This is a genomic window from Bradyrhizobium sp. T-12 (genome assembly GCF_058314695.1).
In genome coordinates, this window is record NZ_CM177756.1 from 288,475 (window position 1) to 307,399 (window position 18,925).

Sequence of the window (18,925 nt, forward strand, 5' to 3'; positions counted from 1 at the left end):
TTTGCTCCTTGAGGCCGGCCCGCGCGTTGCGCTCCGCCCTCGTGTCACTACGATGCGTGGGGACGGAAATGCGCGCAACGGGGCAAGTGGTGGGTACCGAGACGACGGCCAGGACGAATTGGATTGCATGGCTGCGGATCTTCGGCTTCGTCAGTCTCACCGCCGGCATCACCGCCATCGTCGCCGCGAGATCGCTCGATACCTCGCAGCTGCGCGGGCGGTTGTCCGTTCCCCCGCTTTATGACGACGTCTCCTATTTCCTGGATGCCATCAGGTGGATGAATGCGGTCGGTGACCGGAGCATCGCCGCAAGTAGCTGGACTCTGCTTCACGACCACGCGCCGTTTTCGACGATGGTGGCGATCACGGGATTTGCGCTGTTTCCCGGCAGCTTCATCGGGCCTTATCTCGTCCACGCCGTATTGGTCTTTGCATTTCTGCTCGGGATCGTCTGGCTGGCGTGGCGGCGGCCGGTGCTCGAGATCGCGGCGTGCCTGATCGCGGTCGCTTGCGTCCCGGTGCTGTGGCACACGGTGACCGAGGCGCGACCGGATCTGCCGTCGGGTCTTGCCATTGGCCTTGCTGCCGGGGCGATCGTTCACCGCGGCGTGCTCGATCGGAGCGCACGTGCCCTGGCCGGTCTCGGCATTGCCTGCGCACTGGCCGTCAGCATCAAGCCGACCGCGTTCTTTGCCACGCTCGCTCTGCTCGGCAGTTCATTTGCGATCCGGCTGTTCGTCGATTGCCTGGAGGCGGGCGGATTGCGCATCTCGATCCGCAAGGCGCTCGCTGCGCTGCTGTGGTTCGTGCTGCCGCTGCTTGCGACAACGGCCCTCTTGATCGGGCCTGCACTGGTCGAGACCGTCACCTACATCCTTCACGTTTTCGTCGGTCAGCGCGACCTCTGGACGACAGGCGAAAGTTTCTCGGCCGGTTTGCTGCGCTTCTCGATCGGCGGAGAAGGTCAGTTCGGCCTGCATTACTGGTTCGCCATCGGGACGGGCCTGATGCTGCTGCGTCTGGTGCTGGCGGTCATCTGCGGAAGCGCCGCGCTGCGCGACGCCGTCGTTCTGCTCGCGGCTGTGCTGATCGCCTATGCCATTCCCTCCGTCGCGGCGATCAAGACCTATTATTTCGGCGCGATGTTCTATGGCGTGTTCATCGTCGCGATGGTGCTCAACGGCTGCGCCAGCATGGCGCTCATTGAAGAGCTGCTCATCCGTTTCGGCCTCCGCAACGACATCCGCCGCTACCTTCTCACCGCCTGTCGGGTGCTGGCGCTCGCCTTTGTTCTTCAGCTCTTTCTCAGGCACGTCGTCATCGGTCAGATCAGCACGGCGACACCGCTCAGCGCGCAGCAGCAGGAGAGCATCCGCCGCGCGACCGGACGGCTCTGGTCGCTGCTGCGCGAGATCAAGCCGCAAGCGCCCGGCCCGCTCTATGTCGGCTTCTCCAGCCCTTATCCGGTGACGTCGGCGGCCATCCAGCTCTACGCGGCGCAGGCGAAGATGAATCTCGTCGTACGCGACGAGCTGTATTTCCGGAGCGCGCAGGAAACGGGCGATGCATTGTTGAAGTCGGAGATTCTCGTGCTCTCGAGCTCGATCCAGCACACGCTGGTCGGGCCGCGCGTCGGCGATGAGCTCATCGCCCGCATGGACGCGGAGAAGGGCGTTTGCCTGCTCGACAGCAAGAGCTTTCCGGACGTGACTCTGCGGGTGTATCGGCGCGGGTGTTGAGCGCAGCCGGCCGGTTCGAAATTGTACCGCGATTGTGTGAGGCCAATCACTTAACCCCACGCGCATCCCCCGTAATGTCCCGGTCACGCCAACACGGGGAGACTTTCACATGCGCAAGATCATTCTGGTTGCCGCCATGGTCCTGACCGCCGCATCCGCCCAGGCGGACGGCTCCCGCAGCCTGTCGCTGTCAGCGTCAGGCGCTCAGGCACCGGCTCCGCTGACCACGCCGACGTCGGCGACTACGGCACAAGTGAGCGAGCCAGCGCCGGCCACCGAGGCGCCGAAATATTCCGACCGTCCGCCGGCCGTGTCGCTCTCCGCGCCACCGGCCACCACGGCCGCACCTGCGGCGGCCGCGCCTGCCACCGCCGCGGCGCCCGCCGCGACGGCCAAGCCCGCCACCAGGAAGACCGCAAGGGCGGACAAGCCGAAGCCCAAGCGCAGCTGGACCGAGCGCCGCATCATCAGCGAGCTGCACCGCCACGGCATCTATTGGTAAGCTGCCTGCCCAAAGCAAATGGCCGGGCAAAAGCCCGGCCATGCGCATTCCCGCCTTGGTGGTCGCGTTTACTGCGAGACCGTCTGCACCACGCTCGAGATCGGACGCGTATTCGTGCTCGCGGTCGGCACCTTCATGTCCTTCATGATCGCTTCGTCATATTCCGGCAGCGTCTGCAGCGGCGCCTTGGCCTTCATCTGCACGACCTTGTAGCCGCCGGCCTTCAGCCGCGCGAGCAGCGTCGGCAGGGCGATGCCGGTGTTCTTCTGGAAATCGTGCATCAGAACGATGCCCTTGCCGAGCTTGTCCAGCCGCGTCATCACCGTCTCGACGATCTTCTCCGGCGTGGCGCCCTTGCGGAAGTCGAAGGAGTCCACGTCGGTCGAGAACATCGCGACGTTGCGGGTGCCGAAATAGCTCACGATCGCCGGATTATGCTGAAGCTGCGGGAAGCGGAAGAACGGCGCAGGGTTGGCACCGAGCGCGAATTTCACCGCGCTGATGCCCTTCTCGACCTCGTCCTTGGCCATCTGCTCGGTCATCTTCTTGCCGTTCAGATTGACGTGCGACCAGGTGTGCGTGCCGACCGTATGGCCCTGGGCCAGCACCTGGCGCAGGATTTCCGGATGATAGGTCGCGTGCTTGCCGACCGAGAAGAACAGGCCCTTGGTGCATTCATCCGCGAGCGCCTTCAGCACATTCGGCGTGTTCACGGGCCAGGGACCGTCGTCGAAGGTCAGCACGACCTCCTTCTCGGTGAGGAAGTCGAACTGCTTGAAATGATCGAAGCCGAAGCCGGGGCCGCCGGTGGTGTCGATCTCGACAACGCGGGAGACGCCCAGCGCATTCGGATTGGCGCAGGCCTGCTTCGGCTGCACCGGCATGACGGGAGCGGGCGCAGGCGCCTGGGCCATCGCCGCCGGCTTGGCCGCAACCGTCGCGGTGGTCTCGACGTCATCCCTGGCGGCGAGCTTCGCCGGCGCCGGCAACGGATCGGCAGCACGGGCGGCAATTGTCTTGGGAGCGCCCTGATCGGCGCGCGCGGAATAATAAAACCAACCGCCGGCGGCGATCACGACCGCCGCAACTACACTGGCCAGCATCAGGCCCAACGCATTACGCATCGCTACTCTTTCCAATTACGCAACCAAACCTGCGGAATTTCCCGCGCGACGAGCCATTAATGCGAAGTAACAGTTAACGTGACACCAACACGACGGCGGTTGTGGAGGAATTTCAGGGCGGTGCGCCAATGTGACTGAGATCACAATCGAGGCGGGCCGCGTGACTGTCATCACAGTGGAAACTGTTTTGCTGGAGCATCGTAGTTCCCATCAACAACGGGCGCCGTTGCGACGGCGCCAATGGGAGCCTCAAATGACCAAGTCTTCTGACACCAAGTCCTCTGACACCAGGTCCTTTAGCACCACGTCTCTGAACACCAGGTCGTTGACCAGCAGGATCCGCGACACAAGCCTGGCTCTGGGCTTTGCCGCCATCGTCTCTCTGATCTCGACGACCTCGAGCTTCGCCTTCTCGGCCGAGGCGCAGCAGATGTGCACCGGCGATGCCTTCCGCCTGTGCTCGTCGGAAATCCCCAACATCCCGAAGATCACGGCATGCATGATGAAGCATCGCTCGGACCTGAGCGCCGGCTGCCGCGCGGTGATGGACAAGGATCTCGCCAAGGGCGCCTCGCGCAAGGTCGCTGACGCCCAGGACAGTCAGTAACAGCGCACGACCACATCGTCGTGTGATCAGCTCCCTTCGCGATGTGCCCCGGCGTCAAGCCGGGGCCACGCGGCGGCGCGGCTCCTGCTCGCAATAAAGCGTTGCAGGTGTGGGATCATCGCACTAGCTTCCCCGCACGTCCTTCCGGGCAAGAGGCATTACGCGATGACCAGATTTCTTTTCGTTATTTCTCTGCTCCTGTGCGCATCGAGCGCCTCCGCCCAACAGCAGCCCGGCCATGATGCCTGCGCGCGCGATGTCTCGCGCTTCTGCCGTGCCGTGATGAACAATGGCGATGGCGCCGTGCTCGCCTGCCTGAAGCAGAACCGCACGAAGCTGAGCAAAGGCTGCGACAAGGTGCTGACCGAGCACGGGCAGTGATGGTCATTCCGGGCTCGCGCCTGACGGCGCCCCCCGGAATGACGACGTCTACGTGCTGCTTCCCGCTGCGGTCGCGACCACCGGCAGCACCTCGGCGCTGGCGCGGTCCGGCGTGTCTTCCTTCCAGCGCACCGAACCGAACGGGCGCTCCAGCATGCGGCGGATCCGCACCGGCTCGGGGCCGATGTGGAAGGCGATCGCCTCCTGGTGCAGCGCGCGTTCGCTCTGGGTCGAGCGGTTGCGCTGGCGCAGATAGTCGAACCAGGTCGGACAGTGGTAGCGCTCCGTCCACAATTCAGGATCGGCGATGTCGCGGGCGATCGACCAGCCATAGGCGCCGTTGCGCTGGCGGGAGAGCTGCACGTCCTGCATCACGTTGTGGAAGGCGCGCGCGTTGTCCTGCGCGACGCGATATTCGATCTCGACCACCAGCGGGCCGCTGCGCCCGGTCAGGGACAGCTTCACCTCGGGGTCGGCGAGCACGTCGGCATCCTCGTTGCGGGCACCGACGCGCGGCATCGTCAGCCAAAGCCCGAGCAGCGGCGAGATCAGCATCAGGCCAGCCGCGGTCAGCAGCGCGACCTCGACACCGGCATAGTCGGTGAGATGGCCCCAGCCCCAGGCGCCGATGGCGATGCCGCCGGAAATCGAGGCCTGGAACGCCGCGAGCGAGCGGCCGGCGACCCAGCGCGGCGCCGAAAGCTGCACGCCGATATTGAACAGTGCAATCGCAGCCATCCAGACCGCGCCGGCCAGCACCAGCGCCGCCGCCGTCAGCACCGGCTCCGTACTGAGGGCGAGCGCAGCCATCGCGAACGCCATCGAGATGGTGCAGGCGCGGATCGCGGCCTCGCCGCTCATGCGCTTGCGCAATTCGTGGATGTTCAGCGCGCCGATCACGGCGCCCATGCCGAAGGCGCCGAGCATGATGCCGTAGGTCTGCGCGCCGCCATGCAGGAGGTCGCGCGCGACCAGCGGCATCAGCGCCATGATGGCGCCGCCGATCAGGCCCATCACCAGCGTGCGCAACAGCACGATCTTGATCGGCGGCGAATTGGTGATGTAGCGGAAGCCCGACACCATGGCCCGGTTGAGCTTTTCGCGCGGCAGCCGGGAGGGCTCGGTGCTGCGCCGCCAGAGCAGTAGCACCACCAGCAGCGGCAGATAAAGGATCGCGTTGCAGGCGAAGGCCGCGACAGCGCCGAGGGCGGCGACGATGACGCCGCCGACCGCGGGACCGAAGCTGCGCGCGATGTTGTAGCTGATGCCGTTCAGCGCGACGGCCGAAGGCAGCGCATCGGGCGGCACCTGCTCGCTGACCGAAGATTGCCATGCCGGGCCGAACAGCGCGTTGCCGCTGCCGACCACGAAGCAGAAGGCCAGAAGCAATTCGGGGCTGATCAGGTTGAGGCCGGCCAGCACGGTGAGCGCGCTTGCGCCGATCAAAGCAATCATCAACGAGACCAGCGTGACGATGCGGCGGTCATACATGTCGGCGATGGCGCCGGCCGGCATCGAGATCAGCATGATCGGCAGCATCAGGGCGGTCTGCACCAGCGCAACCTGGTCGGCCGATGCCGCCATCTGCGTCATCGCCCAGGCCGCGCCCACGCCCTGGATCAGCAGGCCGAGATTGGAGAGCAGGCTGGCGAGCCAGATGCGCCGGAACACGGTGTAGCGCAACGGCGCGGTGATGCCGTCGGCGGCCATTTTCTGACGGTTTGGCTGCTCGGTCATATCCCCTTCCATATGGGCTGGCAGAACGGGTTTCGGGCGATTCCGGCAATTTCTTTGATGCCTGCGAAAGTCCTTCGCTGTCCAGTGGTTAGGCCGCTATAAGCGGTGCAAAGAGGCGGTTTGCCGGGGAGGAACAGATGAAGCTGTCACGACGGACGATCGTGCTGGGGGCTGGCAGCTTGCCCTTCGCAACTGCGAGCTTGCGGACCGGGGCATTCGCCCAGGCCGCGCCGGCTACGCCGGGCAATGAGGTGCCGCCGATCCTGTTCGTGCACGGCAATGGCGACTACGACGCGCTCTGGATGACCACGCTGTGGCGGATGGAATCCAACGGCGTCGCGCGCGATCGCATGATGGCGATCAATTTCACCGATCCCAATGCGCGTACCGACGACAAGGTCGAGCAGGCGAACCGCTCCTCCACCGAGGACCAGCGCCGCGAGCTCACGGCTGCCATCGCCGAGCTGAAGCGCCGGACCGGCGCGGCGCGGGTCGCACTGGTCGGCAGCTCGCGCGGCGGCAATGCGATCCGCAACGTCATCAAGAACGGCGGTGTCGCCGATGTCAGCCACGCCGTTTTGTGCGGCACGCCCAATCACGGCGTGTTCGCAACCGACGATCAGCAGAACAACGAGTTCAACGGCCGCGGCCCATTTCTGCGCGGCCTGAACGAGGGCGAGAGCGAGGTGACGCCGGGCGTCGCCTTCCTGACGCTGCGCAGCGACGGCATGGACAAATACGCCCAGGCCGATGGCCGTTTCATCGGCAAGCCCGGCACGCCGACCGGCGTCACCAATGAAGGGCCGGAGCTGAAGGGCGCAACCAACCTCGTGCTCGGTGCGCTCGACCATCGCGAGGTGGCGTTCCACCCGAGGGCGTTCCGCGAGATCTACAAGTTCATTGCCGGCCGCGAGCCCGCGCGCATCGCGATCCTGCCGGAAGCCAATGTGAAGTTGGGCGGCTTGGTCACGGGTACGCCCGGCGGCGTGTCGACCAACCGTCCGGTCGCGGGTGCAACCGTCGATGTCTTCCGCGTCGATCCTGATACCGGTGAGCGCAAGGACGGCGCAGTGTACAGCGCGCAGACCGGCGCCGACGGTCGCTGGGGCCCCGCGCCGGTCGATCCCTCCTGGTCGCTCGAAATCGTGCTGACGTCGCCTGGCGCGCCGATCACGCACATCTATCGCTCGCCGTTCCCGCGCTCGTCCGACGTCGTCCATTTGCGCGCCGCACGGCCGCTCGGGCCGGCCGACAAGGACGCCGGCGCGGTCGTCATCATGTCGCGGCCGCGCGGCTATTTCGGCCTGCCGCGGGACGTGGTTCTATTCGACGGAAAGCAGCCGGCCGACGTCAAGCCGGGCGTGCCGACGGATTCGGCGGCAACATTGCGGCTTGCGGCCGGCGAGGTTGGACGTAACATCGTGGCTCAATTCGGCGAAGAGCGGATTGTGGCGCGGGCCTGGCCCGCTTCCGAGAACAGGATTGCGATTGCCGAGCTGACTTATTAGCTGTTGCCTGCGTCACATCAGCGGGAGAGAGCCATGAATATCGCCAGCGTGCGTCGGCCCATCATCCCTCCGGCTCCCCCGCGTGCGCCCGACGACATGTCGTTCTTCGGCCGGCTTGCCGTGATCCGGCAGAACATGATCGCGACCTGGGGACAGCGCGCCTATGAGGAAGACGTCATCAAGGGCCGCTTCTTCCTCCGCAACAGCTTCATCCTGAACCAGCCGGACGCGATCCGGCATGTCCTGCTGACCAACTACGAGAACTATACGCGCACGCCGGCGGGCATTCGCATGCTGCGTCCCGTGCTGGGTGACGGCCTTCTGATCGCGGAAGGCCATTCCTGGACGTTCCAGCGCCGCACCCTCGCGCCGGCCTTCACGCCGCGCGCCACTGCCAATCTCGTTCCGCACATGACGGCGGTGCTCGACGAGACCATCGCCAAGCTGGATGCGCGCACGGGCGAAGACCTCGACCTGCGCGAGATCATGCAGCGCATGACGCTGGAGATCGCCGGGCGCACGATGTTCTCGTTCGGCACGGACCGGCATGGCGCGACCTTGCGCAATTTCATCATGGAATATGCCGCGCGGTTGGGGCGCCCATATCTTCTCGACATGGTGCTGCCGGTGTCGTGGCCGAGCCCGATGGATTTTGCCCGCGCCCGTTTCCGCCAGCGCTGGACCGAGTTCGTCGCCATGCTGATCGCCGAGCGGCGCGGGGCCGGCAAGAAGGACGGCGCGCCGCCGCGGGACCTGTTCGATCTCATGGACGCGGCGCGCGATCCTGAAACCGGCAAGGGCTTTTCCGACGAGCAGCTCGTCGACGAGGTCGCGACCATGATCCTTGCGGGTCACGAGACCACGGCGACGGCGCTGTTCTGGGCGCTCTATCTGCTCGCGCTCGATCCGGACACGCAGGAGGAGATTGCCTCCGAAGCGCGCGGCGAGCATCTCGACAGCATCGCCGACATTGACCGGCAGAAATTCACCCGCGCGGTGATCGATGAGACCATGCGGCTCTATCCGCCGGCGTTCCTGGTCGCGCGTGCCGCGCGCGAGAAGGACAATGCGGCCGGAATCGAGATCGGCAAGGGCGACATCATCATGATCGCGCCCTGGCTGCTGCACCGGCACGAGAAGCTGTGGGATCAGCCGAACGCGTTCATTCCAAAGCGCTTCATGTCGGCGGAGGCGCCCGACCGCTTCGCTTATCTGCCGTTCGGCGCGGGTCCGCGCGTCTGCATCGGCGCACCGTTCGCGCAAGCCGAATCCGTGCTGGCGCTGGCCCGGCTGATCGGTGCGTTCCGTGTCGAACTCGCCGATCAGGCCGATCCCGTGATCCCGCTCGGCGTGGTCACGACCCAGCCGGACCATTCGCCCATGTTCCGCATCACGCGTCGGTGACGGGTCTCTCGTCTGGCCGATGGCGTGGTCCACCCTAGATAGAGTCTCGCCATGAGCGACATCCAGGCCCAGTTCTCCGTTCTGAAGCAGACCGCCGACGCGAAGGTGGTCGATGCGATCGTGCACCTCATCGAGGATGGCGAGGATCACGAGCTCAACCGCGTCAATGTCCTCGATTTCTCGACGGCGCACGGCCTCGACGAAGAGCACGCGATCTCCGCCTTCCTGCATTCGGCGCGGCTCGGGCTGTTCGATCTCGGTTGGAACGTGCTGTGCCCGGGGTGCGGCGGCGTGCTCGGCGCGCACTCGACGCTCAAGGCGCTCAAGCCCGACGACTATCATTGCGCCCTCTGCGCCTGCGGTTACAAGGCCTCCGTCGACGACCAAGTCGAGGTCTCCTTCACGGTGAACCCGCGTGTCCGCCGAATCGCGGCCCATGACCCCGATACGCTTCCGGTCTGGGACTATTTCAAGCAGGTGTTCTGGAGCTCCGGCGTCGACTTCAACAAGGAATCCTTCGCGGCGCTGGCCAACGAAGTGACGCTCGATACGATGGAGCTGCCGGCGGGCGAGAAGGCGACCATGTCGCTGCAGCTGCCCAATGACTTCGTCATCATCTTCGAGCCGGTGACGCACGCCGCTCATTTCATCGACGTGCAGGGCGAGCCGACCAGGGACCGTCAGCAGCTCGCCATCATGTACAACAAGGTGCAGGCCCCGACCGGGACCACGACCATGCGGCCCGGTCCGCTGCGGCTGTCGCTGGAGAACCAGGCCGGCGTGCGCGTGCTGCCGTCGGTGTTCATCGCGGCCGAGGCGCTTCACCACCTCATCGGCAAGCGCAAGCCGTTCCTCACCGCCAAGCGGATGCTGTCGAACCAGACCTTCCGCGATGTGTTCAAGGCGGACAATCTCAGTCTCGATCAGCGGCTCCAGATCACCTCGCTCACCTTCCTGTTCACAGATCTGAAGGGCTCGACCGCGCTCTATGAGCGGGTCGGCGATCTCGCCGCCTTCGACCTCGTGCGCGCGCATTTTCATGCGCTGCTCGAGATCATCTCCTCCGAGAAGGGCGCGGTTGTGAAGACCATCGGCGATGCCGTGATGGCGACCTTCGTCAGACCCGAGCACGCCATCGTCGCAGGCTTGCGGATGCGCGCGGCCATGGATGAGCTCAACAAGCAGCGCGGCACCGACGATCTCATCGTCAAGATCGGCATCCATGAAGGCCCGTGCCTCGCGGTGATGCTCAACGAGCGGCAGGATTATTTCGGCCAGACCGTCAATATCGCCGCCCGCGTGCAGAGCCTGTCGACCGCGCAGGAGATCCACATCACCGGCCCGGTGCTGGACGCGCCCGCGGTTGCCGAGGTGCTGAAGCAGCGCGAAATCACGCCGATCCAGAAACAGGCGGCGCTGCGCGGCATCGCGGACAAGATGGTGGTGTACGAGATTCCTTGAGCTTTGGATCGTCATTCCGGATTCGCGCTTTACGCGCCCCGGAATGCCAGCGCCCATATTGCCGAAACGTAATCCGGCGCGCGGAACTGACGCACGTTGCGCCGGTTGAGTTTCCTGCTCATATAATGCTGTTAACAGCCGCGCTCCCCGCGGCGGCATCGATTTCGGTAGGACCTTATGCTCGACGGCCTGCGCCAATTCATCGCCGACATTGTCGCTCCCCACGACCAGAGCCGCAGCTTCGGCGACAGCGATTATCGGCTGGCGGCCACGGCGCTGCTGGTCCATGTGGTCTCGCTGGACGGCCAGCCGACGGCCGCCGAGCGGCGCAAGCTGCACAGCCTGATCGAAAGCCATTTTGGGCTCGATCACGGCACGGCGGATCGCCTGATCGCGGACGCCACCGAGGTCGAGGGCGAGGCGGTGGACCTCTATCACTTCACCAGTGTGATCATGCGCTCGCTCGACGAAGAGGGTCGCAAGCGCATCGTCCGGATGATGTGGGAGCTGGTCTATGCCGACGGCCAGGTCAGCGAGTTCGAGGACAACGTCGTCTGGCGCGCCTCCGATCTGCTCGGGATTTCCCAGCGCGAGCGGATCGAATTGAAGCATTTCGTTGCGGAGCGCGTCGGCGGTCAGGTGAAGAATGGCGCCGTCGGCGGCTGACCCGTCCCGCCCGGCGGATGGCGTGGCCTGCGAGCCACATGACGAAACTTTAATGTAATCGCCGGCCGTCCCCGTTCTGGCGGATTCGCCAGCAAATCCCTGTCCTTCCTGCCCCCCTGTCGCCCGCTCAAGCCGCCATTCCGCCAACGCCGCTTGCCTGTCGCGCACGGCTTATGCTCTCGTTCAGCCATTGCGGGGCCAAAGACTTCAATTCAAGAGACTTCGATCGTGATTGAGCGGGTAACGTTGATCACCGGTGCCTCGGCGGGCATAGGCACGGAGCTGGCGCGCGTATTTGCCGCCAACGGACATCGCCTGGCATTGACGGCGCGGCGCGCGGATCGATTGGAGGCGCTCGCGAGCGAACTCGTTGCCAAGGGCGGCAAGAAGCCGATCGTGATCGCCTGCGATCTCGAGGTCCCGGATGCCGGAGAGAAGATCGCTGCAAGGCTCGCCGCCGAAGGCGTCGAGCTCGATCACCTCGTCAACAATGCCGGCTTCGGCGTGTTCGGCGATGCCATCGAGCGCGATCGCGATACGCAGATCGGGATCGTCGATGTCAACGTGCGGGCCCTGACGGATTTGTCGCTGCGCTTTGCCGATCAGCTCATCAGGAACAAGGGTGGTCTGCTCAATGTCGGGTCGGTCGCGGGCTTTTTGCCCGGCCCCGGCATGGCCGTCTATTATGCCTCCAAGGCCTACGTAATATCCTTCACCGAAGCGCTGCGCGCGGAGCTCGCGCCGCGCGGCGTTCGCGTCACCGTGCTTTGCCCGGGCCCCGTGCCCACCGAATTCCAGGCGCGCGCCGGTGTCGGGTCGCAGCACGATACGGCCCTGCTCAATGTGTCTGCAGCCGATGTCGCGCAGGAGGCCTATCGTGGCCTGATGGCCAATAAACGGGCAGTGCTGCCCGGTCTGGGCATCAAGATCGTGCCGTTTGCGCTGCGCTTCTTCCCGCGGGGCTTCATCCTGGCCGCCACCAGTCGGTTCCAGAGGCAGAGGCGCTGAGAGCCCCCAGTGTCCGTATTGGCCCGGAGCTTGCTTCCTCTTGGGTGTGTGCGCGAACTCACACGAAATTAACGATCGCTTAGTTATGCTGGCGGTCTGAACCAATAGCTTTCGCAAGGGCAATGTCGTTCCGGACGGACAGGTTTGGTGGCGCAGAGGTGGTGCCCTTCCCGCGAAGGGCGCCTGGCGCGGCTGCCTCTGATTCGGCGAGCGGCCTGCCGGTTCTCATTATCCTGCATCAGGAATCCTCGACCCCGGGCCGCGTCGGCAATGCGTTCCGCGCGCTGGGCCATCGCCTCGACATCCGCCGTCCCCGCTTCGGCGATCCCCTGCCCGAGACGCTCGATCAGCACGCCGGCGCCGTGGTTTTCGGCGGTCCGATGAGCGCCAATGATTCCGACGATTACATTCGCCGCGAGATCGACTGGATCGAAATTCCGCTGCGCGAGCAGCGGCCGTTCCTCGGCATCTGCCTTGGAGCCCAGATGCTCGCGATGCAGCTCGGGGCGCGCGTCGCGCCGCATGCCGATGGGCTGACCCAGATCGGCTATTACCCGATCCGCCCCACAGCCGCGGGTCACGCGCTCTGCCCGGCCTGGCCGGCGCAGGTCTATCACTGGCATCGCGAGGGATTCGAGCTGCCTGTCGGCGCCGAGCTGCTGGCGGAAGGCGATGATTTTCCGGTGCAGGCGTTCCGCGCCGGCAATGCCTTCGGCGTGCAGTTTCATCCCGATGTGACCTACGCAATGATGCATCGCTGGACCACGCGGGGCTATGACGGCTTCAGCGCGCCCGGTGCGCGGCAGCGACATCATCATTTCGCGGATCGTGCCGTGTACGATGCCGCAGAGCGCGCCTGGCTCGACCATTTCATCGACGGCTGGCTGGCGCGCCGGCCCGTGCTGGCGCAAGCCGCCGAGTAACCCGCGCCTTGCCGCGAGTTCTTGGCGCGAGTTCTTGGCGCAAGTCCTTGGCGCAGGTCCTTGGCGCAAGTCGCTGCCTCCATCCTTGATATGCTAGGCTCTCCGCCAACGCGCGCGCACCAATGCGTGCCGGCGAACAAGGGAGAGCGCCATGGCCTACGAGCACATTCTCTACGACGTCAGCGACAAGATCGCGACCATCACGCTCAACCGCCCTGATCGCATGAATGCGTGGACGCCCACCATGGAGCGCGACGTGCGTCACGCGATGGAAGCGTCAAGCGCCGACGACAATGTTCGCGTCATCATCCTCACCGGCGCGGGCCGCGCGTTTTGCGCTGGCGCCGATATGGATGCTTTGAAGGGACTCGACCCCGATGATATCAGGCGGGCGTCGAACCTGCCGCCCTTCGACATGAACCGCCGGCCGGACTGGCAGACGCGCTATGGCTTCTATCCGTCGATCAAGAAGCCGGTCATTGCCATGCTCAATGGCGCCACCGCCGGCATCGGCCTCGTCCACGCGCTGTATTGCGACCTGCGCTTTGCCGCCGACAACACGGTGTTCACCACGGCCTTCGCGCGGCGCGGATTGATTGCCGAGCACGGTATCAGCTGGATGCTGCCGCGCATCGTTGGTCATGCCAACGCGATGGATCTGTTGCTATCGGCGCGGCGCGTGTCGAGCGAGGAAGCCTTTCGGATCGGGCTGGTCAATCGGCTCTGCGCGCCCGACAAGCTGCGCGAGGAGACCTACGCCTATGCCCGCGATCTCGCTGATTTCGTCTCGCCGAGTGCGATGGCCGTGATCAAGCGCCAGCTCTACGAGGTGCCGTTCCAGTCCCTGGCCGAGGCAACGATCGAAGCCAACCGTGAGATGATGGTGGCGCTGGCCGGCAGCGATTTCCGGGAGGGGGTGGCGAGCTTCATGGAGAAGCGGCCGCCGCGGTTTACGGGGAGGTAAGGGGAGATCGGAGAGAGCCCGGCTTCGACCTGCGGGCTACGCCGCGGCAGCCTTCGCTACGAAAGGGCTTGCCGAGCCGAAGCAGGCGCAGCCTACGAAGGCTGGTGGAGCCAGGCGGGATCGAACCGCCGACCTCGTCATTGCGAACGACGCGCTCTCCCAGCTGAGCTATGGCCCCTTTGCTGGCCGCTCTGGTAAACGCGGCCGACAACCGGGCGCCATTTAAGTCCCCGCCAAGGTCAAGTCAAGGACGGGTGTCGCCCGGTTTTAGCCATTCGGGGTGCCGACTTCCCTTGTTTGGGCGGGGGGGAACCGATATCTAGCAAAAGGCGTCACTTCCGCCCGCAGCCAGTCTTCAAAAGCCGCAGTCTTCAAAAGCCAGAGCCCTGAAAAATCATGCGTGCCGTTCTCGACATCGTCATCATCGTGCTCGACCTCTACGTCTGGCTGCTGATCGCGTCTGCGATCCTGTCCTGGCTGATCGCTTTCAACGTCGTGAACACCCGCAACCAGTTCGTGTCGGCTGTGGCGGAGTTCCTGTACCGAATCACCGAGCCGGTGCTGGCGCCGATCCGCAATTTCCTGCCCAGCCTCGGCGGCCTCGACATCTCGCCGATCATCCTGATCCTGCTCATCATGTTCATCGAGCGGGTGATCCTGTACTACATCTACCCCAACGTGATCTGAGCGGGCTGGAGCGCCTTGGTCGCGAACGAAGCTCGCAAGCAAGCTCACAAGGAACCTTGGCGCTACGGGGCCTCCGGTATCAGCATCGCGCTGCGGGTGACGCCGCGCGGCGGTCGCGACGACATCGACGGGATCGAGCAGCTGGCCGACGGCCGCAGCGTGCTCAAGGTGCGGGTGCGCGCCATCGCCGATGGCGGCGAGGCCAACAAGGCCGTTCTGGTCCTGCTGGCGAAATCGCTTGGCGTGCCCAAGGCCAGCGTGAGGCTCCTGTCGGGAGCCACCTCGCGGCTGAAGCAGATCGCGGTCGACGGCGATCCGGTGCGGCTCGGCGAAGCCCTGCGCCAGCTCGTCCAGGCCAAATCGGCTGACGCCAAATCGACAGACTGAGGAACTGACATGACCGCCAAAATCATCGATGGGAAAGTCATCGCCGCGGAGCTTCGGGCGCGCGTCACTGAGGAGGTCGCCCGGGTCAAGCGCGAGCACAATCTGGTGCCGGGTCTCGCCGTGGTCCTGGTCGGCAGCGACCCCGCCAGCGAGGTCTATGTCCGTTCCAAGCACACCCAGACCCAGGCCGCCGGCATGGCCTCGTTCGAGCACAAGCTGCCGGCCGACGTTTCGCAGGCAGATCTGCTGGCGCTGGTCGCAAAGCTCAATAACGACCCGGCCGTGCATGGCATCCTAGTGCAGCTGCCGCTGCCGAAGGGGCTGAACACCGAAGCCGTCATCAACGCCATCGATCCCGCCAAGGATGTCGACGGTCTGCATCCGAACAATGCCGGCCGGCTCGCCGGAGGCTTCCAGGCGCTGTCGCCCTGCACGCCGCTCGGCTGCATCATCCTGACCAAGAGCGTGCACGCCTCGCTGGAAGGCATGAACGCCATCGTCATCGGCCGCTCCAATCTGGTCGGTCGCCCGCTGGTGCAATTGCTGCTGAACGAGAACGCCACGGTGACGATCGCGCATTCGCGCTCGCGCGACCTGCCCGGCCTCGTGAAGCAGGCCGATCTCGTCTATGCCGCGGTCGGCAAGGCGGAGATGGTGCGCGGCGACTGGCTGAAGCCGGGTGCGACCGTGATCGATGTCGGCATCAATCGCATCCCCAAGGAAGACGGCAAGACGCGCCTCGTCGGCGACGTCGCCTATCAGGAAGCGCTCGGGGTTGCCGGCGCCATCACGCCGGTGCCGGGCGGCGTCGGTCAGATGACGGTGGCCTGCCTGCTGGTGAACACGCTGCGCGCGGCCTGCGCGATCGCCGGGCTGCGGAAGCCGGCGGTGTAGGCGAACTCTCGTGTCCCGGACGCGGCGCGTCCAGGAAAAAGAACTCAGCCCTTCTTCTTCTTCTCGCGATCCATGCCTTCGAGGATCAGCTTGTGCGCTTCTTCGGGGCCGCCCCAGCGCAGGATCTTCACCCATTTGCCCTTCTCGAGATCCTTGTAGTGCTCGAAGAAGTGCTGGATCTGCTGCAGCGTGATGTCGGGCAGGTCGGAGTACGACTTCACCTTGTCGTAGCGCTGCGTGAGCTTCGACGACGGCACCGCCAGAATCTTCTCGTCGCCGCCGGCTTCATCCTCCATGAACAGCACGCCGACCGGGCGCACGCTCATGACGGCGCCGGGAATGATGGCGCGGGTGTTGACGATCAGGACGTCGCAGGGGTCGCCATCATCCGACAGGGTGTGCGGAATGAAGCCGTAGTTACCGGGGTAACGCATCGGCGTGTAGAGGAAGCGGTCGACCACCAGCGTGCCGGCCTCCTTGTCCATCTCGTATTTGATCGGTTCGCCGCCCACGGGGACTTCGATGAGGACGTTGACTTCGTGCGGTACGTTCTTCCCGATCGAGATCGCATCGATACGCATTCAAGGCTCCGTTGTTGCCGAGGTAAAATCGCGCCCGGCAGCCGATTTTGGCGCTGTCATACGCGGGCTTGGCCCGCTGATCCATCGCGTTTTTGTGAAATAATGAATCCGGAAATCACCGGCGCGAAGGCGAACGGTATCGACGGAAGGAGGACGGCTGCCGCTTAGGCTTTCAGCAGCTCAATTGGTCCAAATTTGGTTGGTCCAGATCTTAATTGGTCCAGGCGAAGGCGACCTTGTCGAGCGCCTTCGGCCCGAACCGCTCCGACGAGCGCGCCACCATACGGCCGCCCAGCGCCCGGTAGAACTCGGTCGCCGGGTCGTTGTCCGAGAGCGCCCACACCACCATGCTCTTCAGTCCGCTCTGCATCAGGTCGCGGCGGGCGGAGGCGAACAGGCGGCGGCCGAAGCCGAGACCCTGGAATTCCGGACGCAAATAAAGCTCGTAGATCTCGCCGTCGAAATGCAGGCTGCGGGCGCGGTTGCGACCGTAATTGGCATAGCCCGCGATCTTGTCGCCGAACACGAGCACGCTGACGCGGCTGCCCTTGCGGATCGCGCTGTCCCACCATTGCGGGCCGCGGCGGTTGATGAGCTTTTCCAGCTCAGCGCCGGGAATGATGCCCTGATAGGCGGAACGCCAGGCTTCGTCATGAGTGGACGCCACCGCAGTTGCATCTGCAGCTTTGGCCGGCCGGACCTCGATCAGGGTTGTGCTCATGGACGCAATCAAACCAAGTCGCCGCGTCGGCGGCAAGACCTATCGTTAATTATCGGTTAACGTGTGGACTTTGTGCATCAGTATCTAAGCCGTGTTGTACCGAAAAAAGACAAGACGCCAACTGAAATGGCGCCGGCACGCCGTGCGTCGGTGCAAAACTCCAGCTGCGGCAACGGATGAACGGCAATGGCGACGCAGAAAGTCCGCCCATCCTGATTCGTTCCTACTAGTGTGACTGTTGCAATTCGCGTTCGCCCTCGGCCATTCATGCGGCTCCTCAACACCATCGCGCTCCTGCCTCTGCTGGCCACGCTGACTGCGTCGCCTCTGTGCGCCCAGGTCACGTTCGGCCCATCGGGCGAGGAGGGCGAACCGCTGCGCCGCCAAGAGTGGCTGGTGCCGTCGCCGGATACCGACATTGCCGCGCATGCCCTGCTGTTTCGCCCCACCGGCGCGGGTCCGTTCCGGCTTGCGGTGATCGCGCACGCCTCGACGCAGAACGTCTTGCGTCGTGCGCAGATGCCGCAGCCGGAATACCGCGCGCTCGCAGCCTTCCTGGTCGCGCGCGGCTTTGCCGTGCTGGTGCCGGAGCGGCTCGGCCACGGCGCGACCGGCGGCCGCTATGTCGAGGACCAGGGCGGATGTGACGAAGCCGATTATGCGCGTTCGGGCCGTGCAACGGCCGAGCAAATCCGGCTCGCGCTGGAGCATTTACGAAAGCAGGATTTCATTCGCAAGGAAGCCGCCATCGTGATCGGCCATTCCGCCGGCGGCTGGGGCGCGCTGGCGCTCGCCAATGCCGATCCGAAGACGATTTCCGCGATCGCCGTATTCGCGCCGGGGCGCGGCGGCCATGCCAATGACGAGCCGAACCGGATCTGCGCGCCGCACACGCTGCTTGCCGCCGCCGCGGAGTTCGGCAGGGGCGCGCGCGTCCCCGTCACATGGCTCGTTGCGGCCAATGACAGCTACTTCTCGCCGGCATTTTCGAAGGCGCTTGCCGATACGTTTCGCGGCAGCGGTGGCAAGGCCGATTTTCGCACCTTGCCCGCGGTCGGCGGCGAGGGGCATTGGCTGATCGAGAGCCAGGCCGGTGTCAAAGCCGCAGGCGACGCGCTCGCGCGCGTGCTGAACCCGTCGAAGCCCGTGGCGACCAAGAAGCCATGACGCTGTACTTCCTGGTAAAATATCTGCACGTGCTCGGCGCCATCGTCATCCTCGGCACCGGAAGCGGCATCGCCTTCTTCATGCTGATGGCGCATCGCACGAACGACGTGGCGTTCATTGCGCGCACGGCCTCGGTGGTGGTGGTCGCGGATGCGATCTTCACGCTGTCGGCAGTGATCCTGCAGCCGCTGACGGGCGGGCTGCTGATGATGCTCTCGGCGACGCCGATCACCGAGCAATGGCTGCTCGCCTCGCTCGCGCTCTACGTCGTCGCAGGCCTGTTCTGGATCCCCGTCGTGTTCATGCAGATCGAGATGCGCGATCTCGCGCGCCAGGCTGCCGATCAGCGCGCCGCCTTGCCGGAGCGCTACTTCATCCTGTTCCGCCGCTGGTTCGCATTCGGCTTCCCCGGCTTCGGCGCGACGATGCTGATCCTGTGGCTGATGATCGCGAAACCGTTTTGA

General features: G+C 65.0%; 20 protein-coding genes and 1 tRNA gene. 16 read left to right on the plus strand and 5 right to left on the minus strand.

Annotated features, from left to right (window positions below):
• Nucleotides 1–68 precede the first annotated feature (68 nt).
• Both AC0WRY_RS01370 and AC0WRY_RS01375 read left to right on the plus strand, forming a co-directional pair.
• Complete coding sequence (locus AC0WRY_RS01370; RefSeq protein ID WP_194405335.1) at nucleotides 69–1,739, plus strand: ArnT family glycosyltransferase; 1,671 nt, start codon at nucleotides 69–71, stop codon at nucleotides 1,737–1,739.
• 109 nt (nucleotides 1,740–1,848) lie between these two features.
• Nucleotides 1,849–2,241 (plus strand): hypothetical protein, encoded by a 393-nt coding sequence (locus tag AC0WRY_RS01375; protein ID WP_194405336.1) that lies wholly within the window; start codon nucleotides 1,849–1,851, stop codon nucleotides 2,239–2,241.
• Between the two features lie 68 nt (nucleotides 2,242–2,309).
• Here AC0WRY_RS01375 and AC0WRY_RS01380 read toward each other — a convergent pair whose 3' ends face one another.
• Nucleotides 2,310–3,365 (minus strand): polysaccharide deacetylase family protein, encoded by a 1,056-nt coding sequence (locus AC0WRY_RS01380; protein WP_194405337.1) that lies wholly within the window; start codon nucleotides 3,363–3,365, stop codon nucleotides 2,310–2,312.
• Between the two features lie 253 nt (nucleotides 3,366–3,618).
• Between AC0WRY_RS01380 and AC0WRY_RS01385 the strand changes: the two genes are divergently transcribed.
• Together AC0WRY_RS01385 and AC0WRY_RS01390 are read left to right on the plus strand one after the other, a co-directional pair.
• A complete protein-coding gene (locus tag AC0WRY_RS01385) occupies nucleotides 3,619–3,972 on the plus strand; it encodes a hypothetical protein (RefSeq protein WP_194405338.1) in 354 nt (117 codons plus the stop codon).
• A 165-nt stretch (nucleotides 3,973–4,137) separates the two neighbouring features.
• Nucleotides 4,138–4,353, plus strand: coding sequence for a cysteine rich repeat-containing protein (locus AC0WRY_RS01390; protein WP_194405339.1), 216 nt, complete (start codon nucleotides 4,138–4,140; stop codon nucleotides 4,351–4,353).
• A 48-nt stretch (nucleotides 4,354–4,401) separates the two neighbouring features.
• On the opposite strand, the gene AC0WRY_RS01395 is transcribed toward AC0WRY_RS01390, so the two are convergent.
• Entirely contained in the window at nucleotides 4,402–6,090 is a 1,689-nt protein-coding gene (locus tag AC0WRY_RS01395; RefSeq protein WP_194405340.1) for an MFS transporter, read from the minus strand.
• A gap of 137 nt (nucleotides 6,091–6,227) precedes the next feature.
• Between AC0WRY_RS01395 and AC0WRY_RS01400 the strand changes: the two genes are divergently transcribed.
• The 7 genes from AC0WRY_RS01400 to AC0WRY_RS01430 all read left to right on the plus strand — a co-directional run bounded on the left by AC0WRY_RS01400 (nucleotide 6,228) and on the right by AC0WRY_RS01430 (nucleotide 14,024).
• Nucleotides 6,228–7,598, plus strand: a complete 1,371-nt coding sequence (locus AC0WRY_RS01400; protein ID WP_194405341.1) for a hydrolase — start codon at nucleotides 6,228–6,230, stop codon at nucleotides 7,596–7,598.
• Between the two features lie 33 nt (nucleotides 7,599–7,631).
• Nucleotides 7,632–9,002, plus strand: a complete 1,371-nt coding sequence (locus tag AC0WRY_RS01405; RefSeq protein ID WP_194405342.1) for a cytochrome P450 — start codon at nucleotides 7,632–7,634, stop codon at nucleotides 9,000–9,002.
• Nucleotides 9,003–9,053: 51 nt separating this feature from the next.
• On the plus strand, nucleotides 9,054–10,463 hold the full coding sequence (locus tag AC0WRY_RS01410) for an adenylate/guanylate cyclase domain-containing protein (RefSeq protein WP_194405343.1): 1,410 nt from the start codon (nucleotides 9,054–9,056) through the stop codon (nucleotides 10,461–10,463).
• Nucleotides 10,464–10,640: 177 nt separating this feature from the next.
• A complete protein-coding gene (locus tag AC0WRY_RS01415; RefSeq protein WP_194405344.1) occupies nucleotides 10,641–11,129 on the plus strand; it encodes a tellurite resistance TerB family protein in 489 nt (162 codons plus the stop codon).
• 228 nt (nucleotides 11,130–11,357) lie between these two features.
• Complete coding sequence (locus AC0WRY_RS01420) at nucleotides 11,358–12,137, plus strand: SDR family NAD(P)-dependent oxidoreductase (RefSeq protein ID WP_194408126.1); 780 nt, start codon at nucleotides 11,358–11,360, stop codon at nucleotides 12,135–12,137.
• A gap of 122 nt (nucleotides 12,138–12,259) precedes the next feature.
• The gene (locus AC0WRY_RS01425) at nucleotides 12,260–13,060 is read left to right on the plus strand and encodes a glutamine amidotransferase (protein ID WP_194405345.1); all 801 of its coding nucleotides are present in this window, start codon (nucleotides 12,260–12,262) and stop codon (nucleotides 13,058–13,060) included.
• Between the two features lie 151 nt (nucleotides 13,061–13,211).
• Nucleotides 13,212–14,024: an enoyl-CoA hydratase gene (locus AC0WRY_RS01430; RefSeq protein WP_194405346.1), complete on the plus strand. Its 813-nt coding sequence runs from the start codon at nucleotides 13,212–13,214 to the stop codon at nucleotides 14,022–14,024.
• 102 nt (nucleotides 14,025–14,126) lie between these two features.
• On the opposite strand, the gene AC0WRY_RS01435 is transcribed toward AC0WRY_RS01430, so the two are convergent.
• A tRNA-Ala gene (locus AC0WRY_RS01435) sits at nucleotides 14,127–14,202 on the minus strand.
• A gap of 218 nt (nucleotides 14,203–14,420) precedes the next feature.
• Here AC0WRY_RS01435 and AC0WRY_RS01440 point away from each other — a divergent pair.
• From AC0WRY_RS01440 to folD, 3 genes are read left to right on the plus strand one after another with little or no spacing between them, the layout of a single operon-like run.
• On the plus strand, nucleotides 14,421–14,711 hold the full coding sequence (locus AC0WRY_RS01440; RefSeq protein ID WP_007598721.1) for a YggT family protein: 291 nt from the start codon (nucleotides 14,421–14,423) through the stop codon (nucleotides 14,709–14,711).
• Nucleotides 14,712–14,726: 15 nt separating this feature from the next.
• Nucleotides 14,727–15,098: a DUF167 domain-containing protein gene (locus AC0WRY_RS01445; protein WP_194405347.1), complete on the plus strand. Its 372-nt coding sequence runs from the start codon at nucleotides 14,727–14,729 to the stop codon at nucleotides 15,096–15,098.
• A 9-nt stretch (nucleotides 15,099–15,107) separates the two neighbouring features.
• Entirely contained in the window at nucleotides 15,108–15,992 is an 885-nt protein-coding gene (gene folD / locus AC0WRY_RS01450) for a bifunctional methylenetetrahydrofolate dehydrogenase/methenyltetrahydrofolate cyclohydrolase FolD (protein WP_194405348.1), read from the plus strand.
• 44 nt (nucleotides 15,993–16,036) lie between these two features.
• Here folD and ppa read toward each other — a convergent pair whose 3' ends face one another.
• Complete coding sequence (ppa, locus tag AC0WRY_RS01455) at nucleotides 16,037–16,573, minus strand: inorganic diphosphatase (RefSeq protein ID WP_194405349.1); 537 nt, start codon at nucleotides 16,571–16,573, stop codon at nucleotides 16,037–16,039.
• A gap of 211 nt (nucleotides 16,574–16,784) precedes the next feature.
• Nucleotides 16,785–17,294 carry a GNAT family N-acetyltransferase gene (locus AC0WRY_RS01460; RefSeq protein ID WP_194405350.1) on the minus strand — a complete coding sequence of 170 codons (510 nt, stop codon included), beginning with the start codon at nucleotides 17,292–17,294 and terminating at the stop codon, nucleotides 16,785–16,787.
• Nucleotides 17,295–17,561: 267 nt separating this feature from the next.
• On the opposite strand from AC0WRY_RS01460, the gene AC0WRY_RS01465 reads away from it, so the two are divergent.
• Together AC0WRY_RS01465 and AC0WRY_RS01470 are read left to right on the plus strand one after the other, a co-directional pair.
• A complete protein-coding gene (locus AC0WRY_RS01465; protein WP_194405351.1) occupies nucleotides 17,562–18,461 on the plus strand; it encodes a dienelactone hydrolase family protein in 900 nt (299 codons plus the stop codon).
• Nucleotides 18,458–18,925 carry a DUF2269 family protein gene (locus AC0WRY_RS01470; RefSeq protein WP_194405352.1) on the plus strand — a complete coding sequence of 156 codons (468 nt, stop codon included), beginning with the start codon at nucleotides 18,458–18,460 and terminating at the stop codon, nucleotides 18,923–18,925. The genes AC0WRY_RS01465 and AC0WRY_RS01470 overlap by 4 nt, the downstream gene beginning before the upstream one ends.

Bases quoted from the DNA above. Each gene is read 5' to 3' on its own strand.
- AC0WRY_RS01395 (WP_194405340.1), bottom strand. From the start codon at position 6,090: ATGACCGAGCAGCCAAACCGTCAGAAAATGGCCGCCGACGGCATCACC.
- AC0WRY_RS01385 (WP_194405338.1), top strand. From the start codon at position 3,619: ATGACCAAGTCTTCTGACACCAAGTCCTCTGACACCAGGTCCTTTAGC.
- AC0WRY_RS01410 (WP_194405343.1), top strand. From the start codon at position 9,054: ATGAGCGACATCCAGGCCCAGTTCTCCGTTCTGAAGCAGACCGCCGAC.
- AC0WRY_RS01425 (WP_194405345.1), top strand. From the start codon at position 12,260: ATGTCGTTCCGGACGGACAGGTTTGGTGGCGCAGAGGTGGTGCCCTTC.
- AC0WRY_RS01405 (WP_194405342.1), top strand. From the start codon at position 7,632: ATGAATATCGCCAGCGTGCGTCGGCCCATCATCCCTCCGGCTCCCCCG.
- AC0WRY_RS01380 (WP_194405337.1), bottom strand. From the start codon at position 3,365: ATGCGTAATGCGTTGGGCCTGATGCTGGCCAGTGTAGTTGCGGCGGTC.
- AC0WRY_RS01375 (WP_194405336.1), top strand. From the start codon at position 1,849: ATGCGCAAGATCATTCTGGTTGCCGCCATGGTCCTGACCGCCGCATCC.
- AC0WRY_RS01465 (WP_194405351.1), top strand. From the start codon at position 17,562: ATGCGGCTCCTCAACACCATCGCGCTCCTGCCTCTGCTGGCCACGCTG.
- AC0WRY_RS01440 (WP_007598721.1), top strand. From the start codon at position 14,421: ATGCGTGCCGTTCTCGACATCGTCATCATCGTGCTCGACCTCTACGTC.
- AC0WRY_RS01390 (WP_194405339.1), top strand. From the start codon at position 4,138: ATGACCAGATTTCTTTTCGTTATTTCTCTGCTCCTGTGCGCATCGAGC.
- AC0WRY_RS01415 (WP_194405344.1), top strand. From the start codon at position 10,641: ATGCTCGACGGCCTGCGCCAATTCATCGCCGACATTGTCGCTCCCCAC.
- AC0WRY_RS01470 (WP_194405352.1), top strand. From the start codon at position 18,458: ATGACGCTGTACTTCCTGGTAAAATATCTGCACGTGCTCGGCGCCATC.
- ppa (WP_194405349.1), bottom strand. From the start codon at position 16,573: ATGCGTATCGATGCGATCTCGATCGGGAAGAACGTACCGCACGAAGTC.
- folD (WP_194405348.1), top strand. From the start codon at position 15,108: ATGACCGCCAAAATCATCGATGGGAAAGTCATCGCCGCGGAGCTTCGG.
- AC0WRY_RS01370 (WP_194405335.1), top strand. From the start codon at position 69: ATGCGCGCAACGGGGCAAGTGGTGGGTACCGAGACGACGGCCAGGACG.
- AC0WRY_RS01430 (WP_194405346.1), top strand. From the start codon at position 13,212: ATGGCCTACGAGCACATTCTCTACGACGTCAGCGACAAGATCGCGACC.
- AC0WRY_RS01400 (WP_194405341.1), top strand. From the start codon at position 6,228: ATGAAGCTGTCACGACGGACGATCGTGCTGGGGGCTGGCAGCTTGCCC.
- AC0WRY_RS01460 (WP_194405350.1), bottom strand. From the start codon at position 17,294: ATGAGCACAACCCTGATCGAGGTCCGGCCGGCCAAAGCTGCAGATGCA.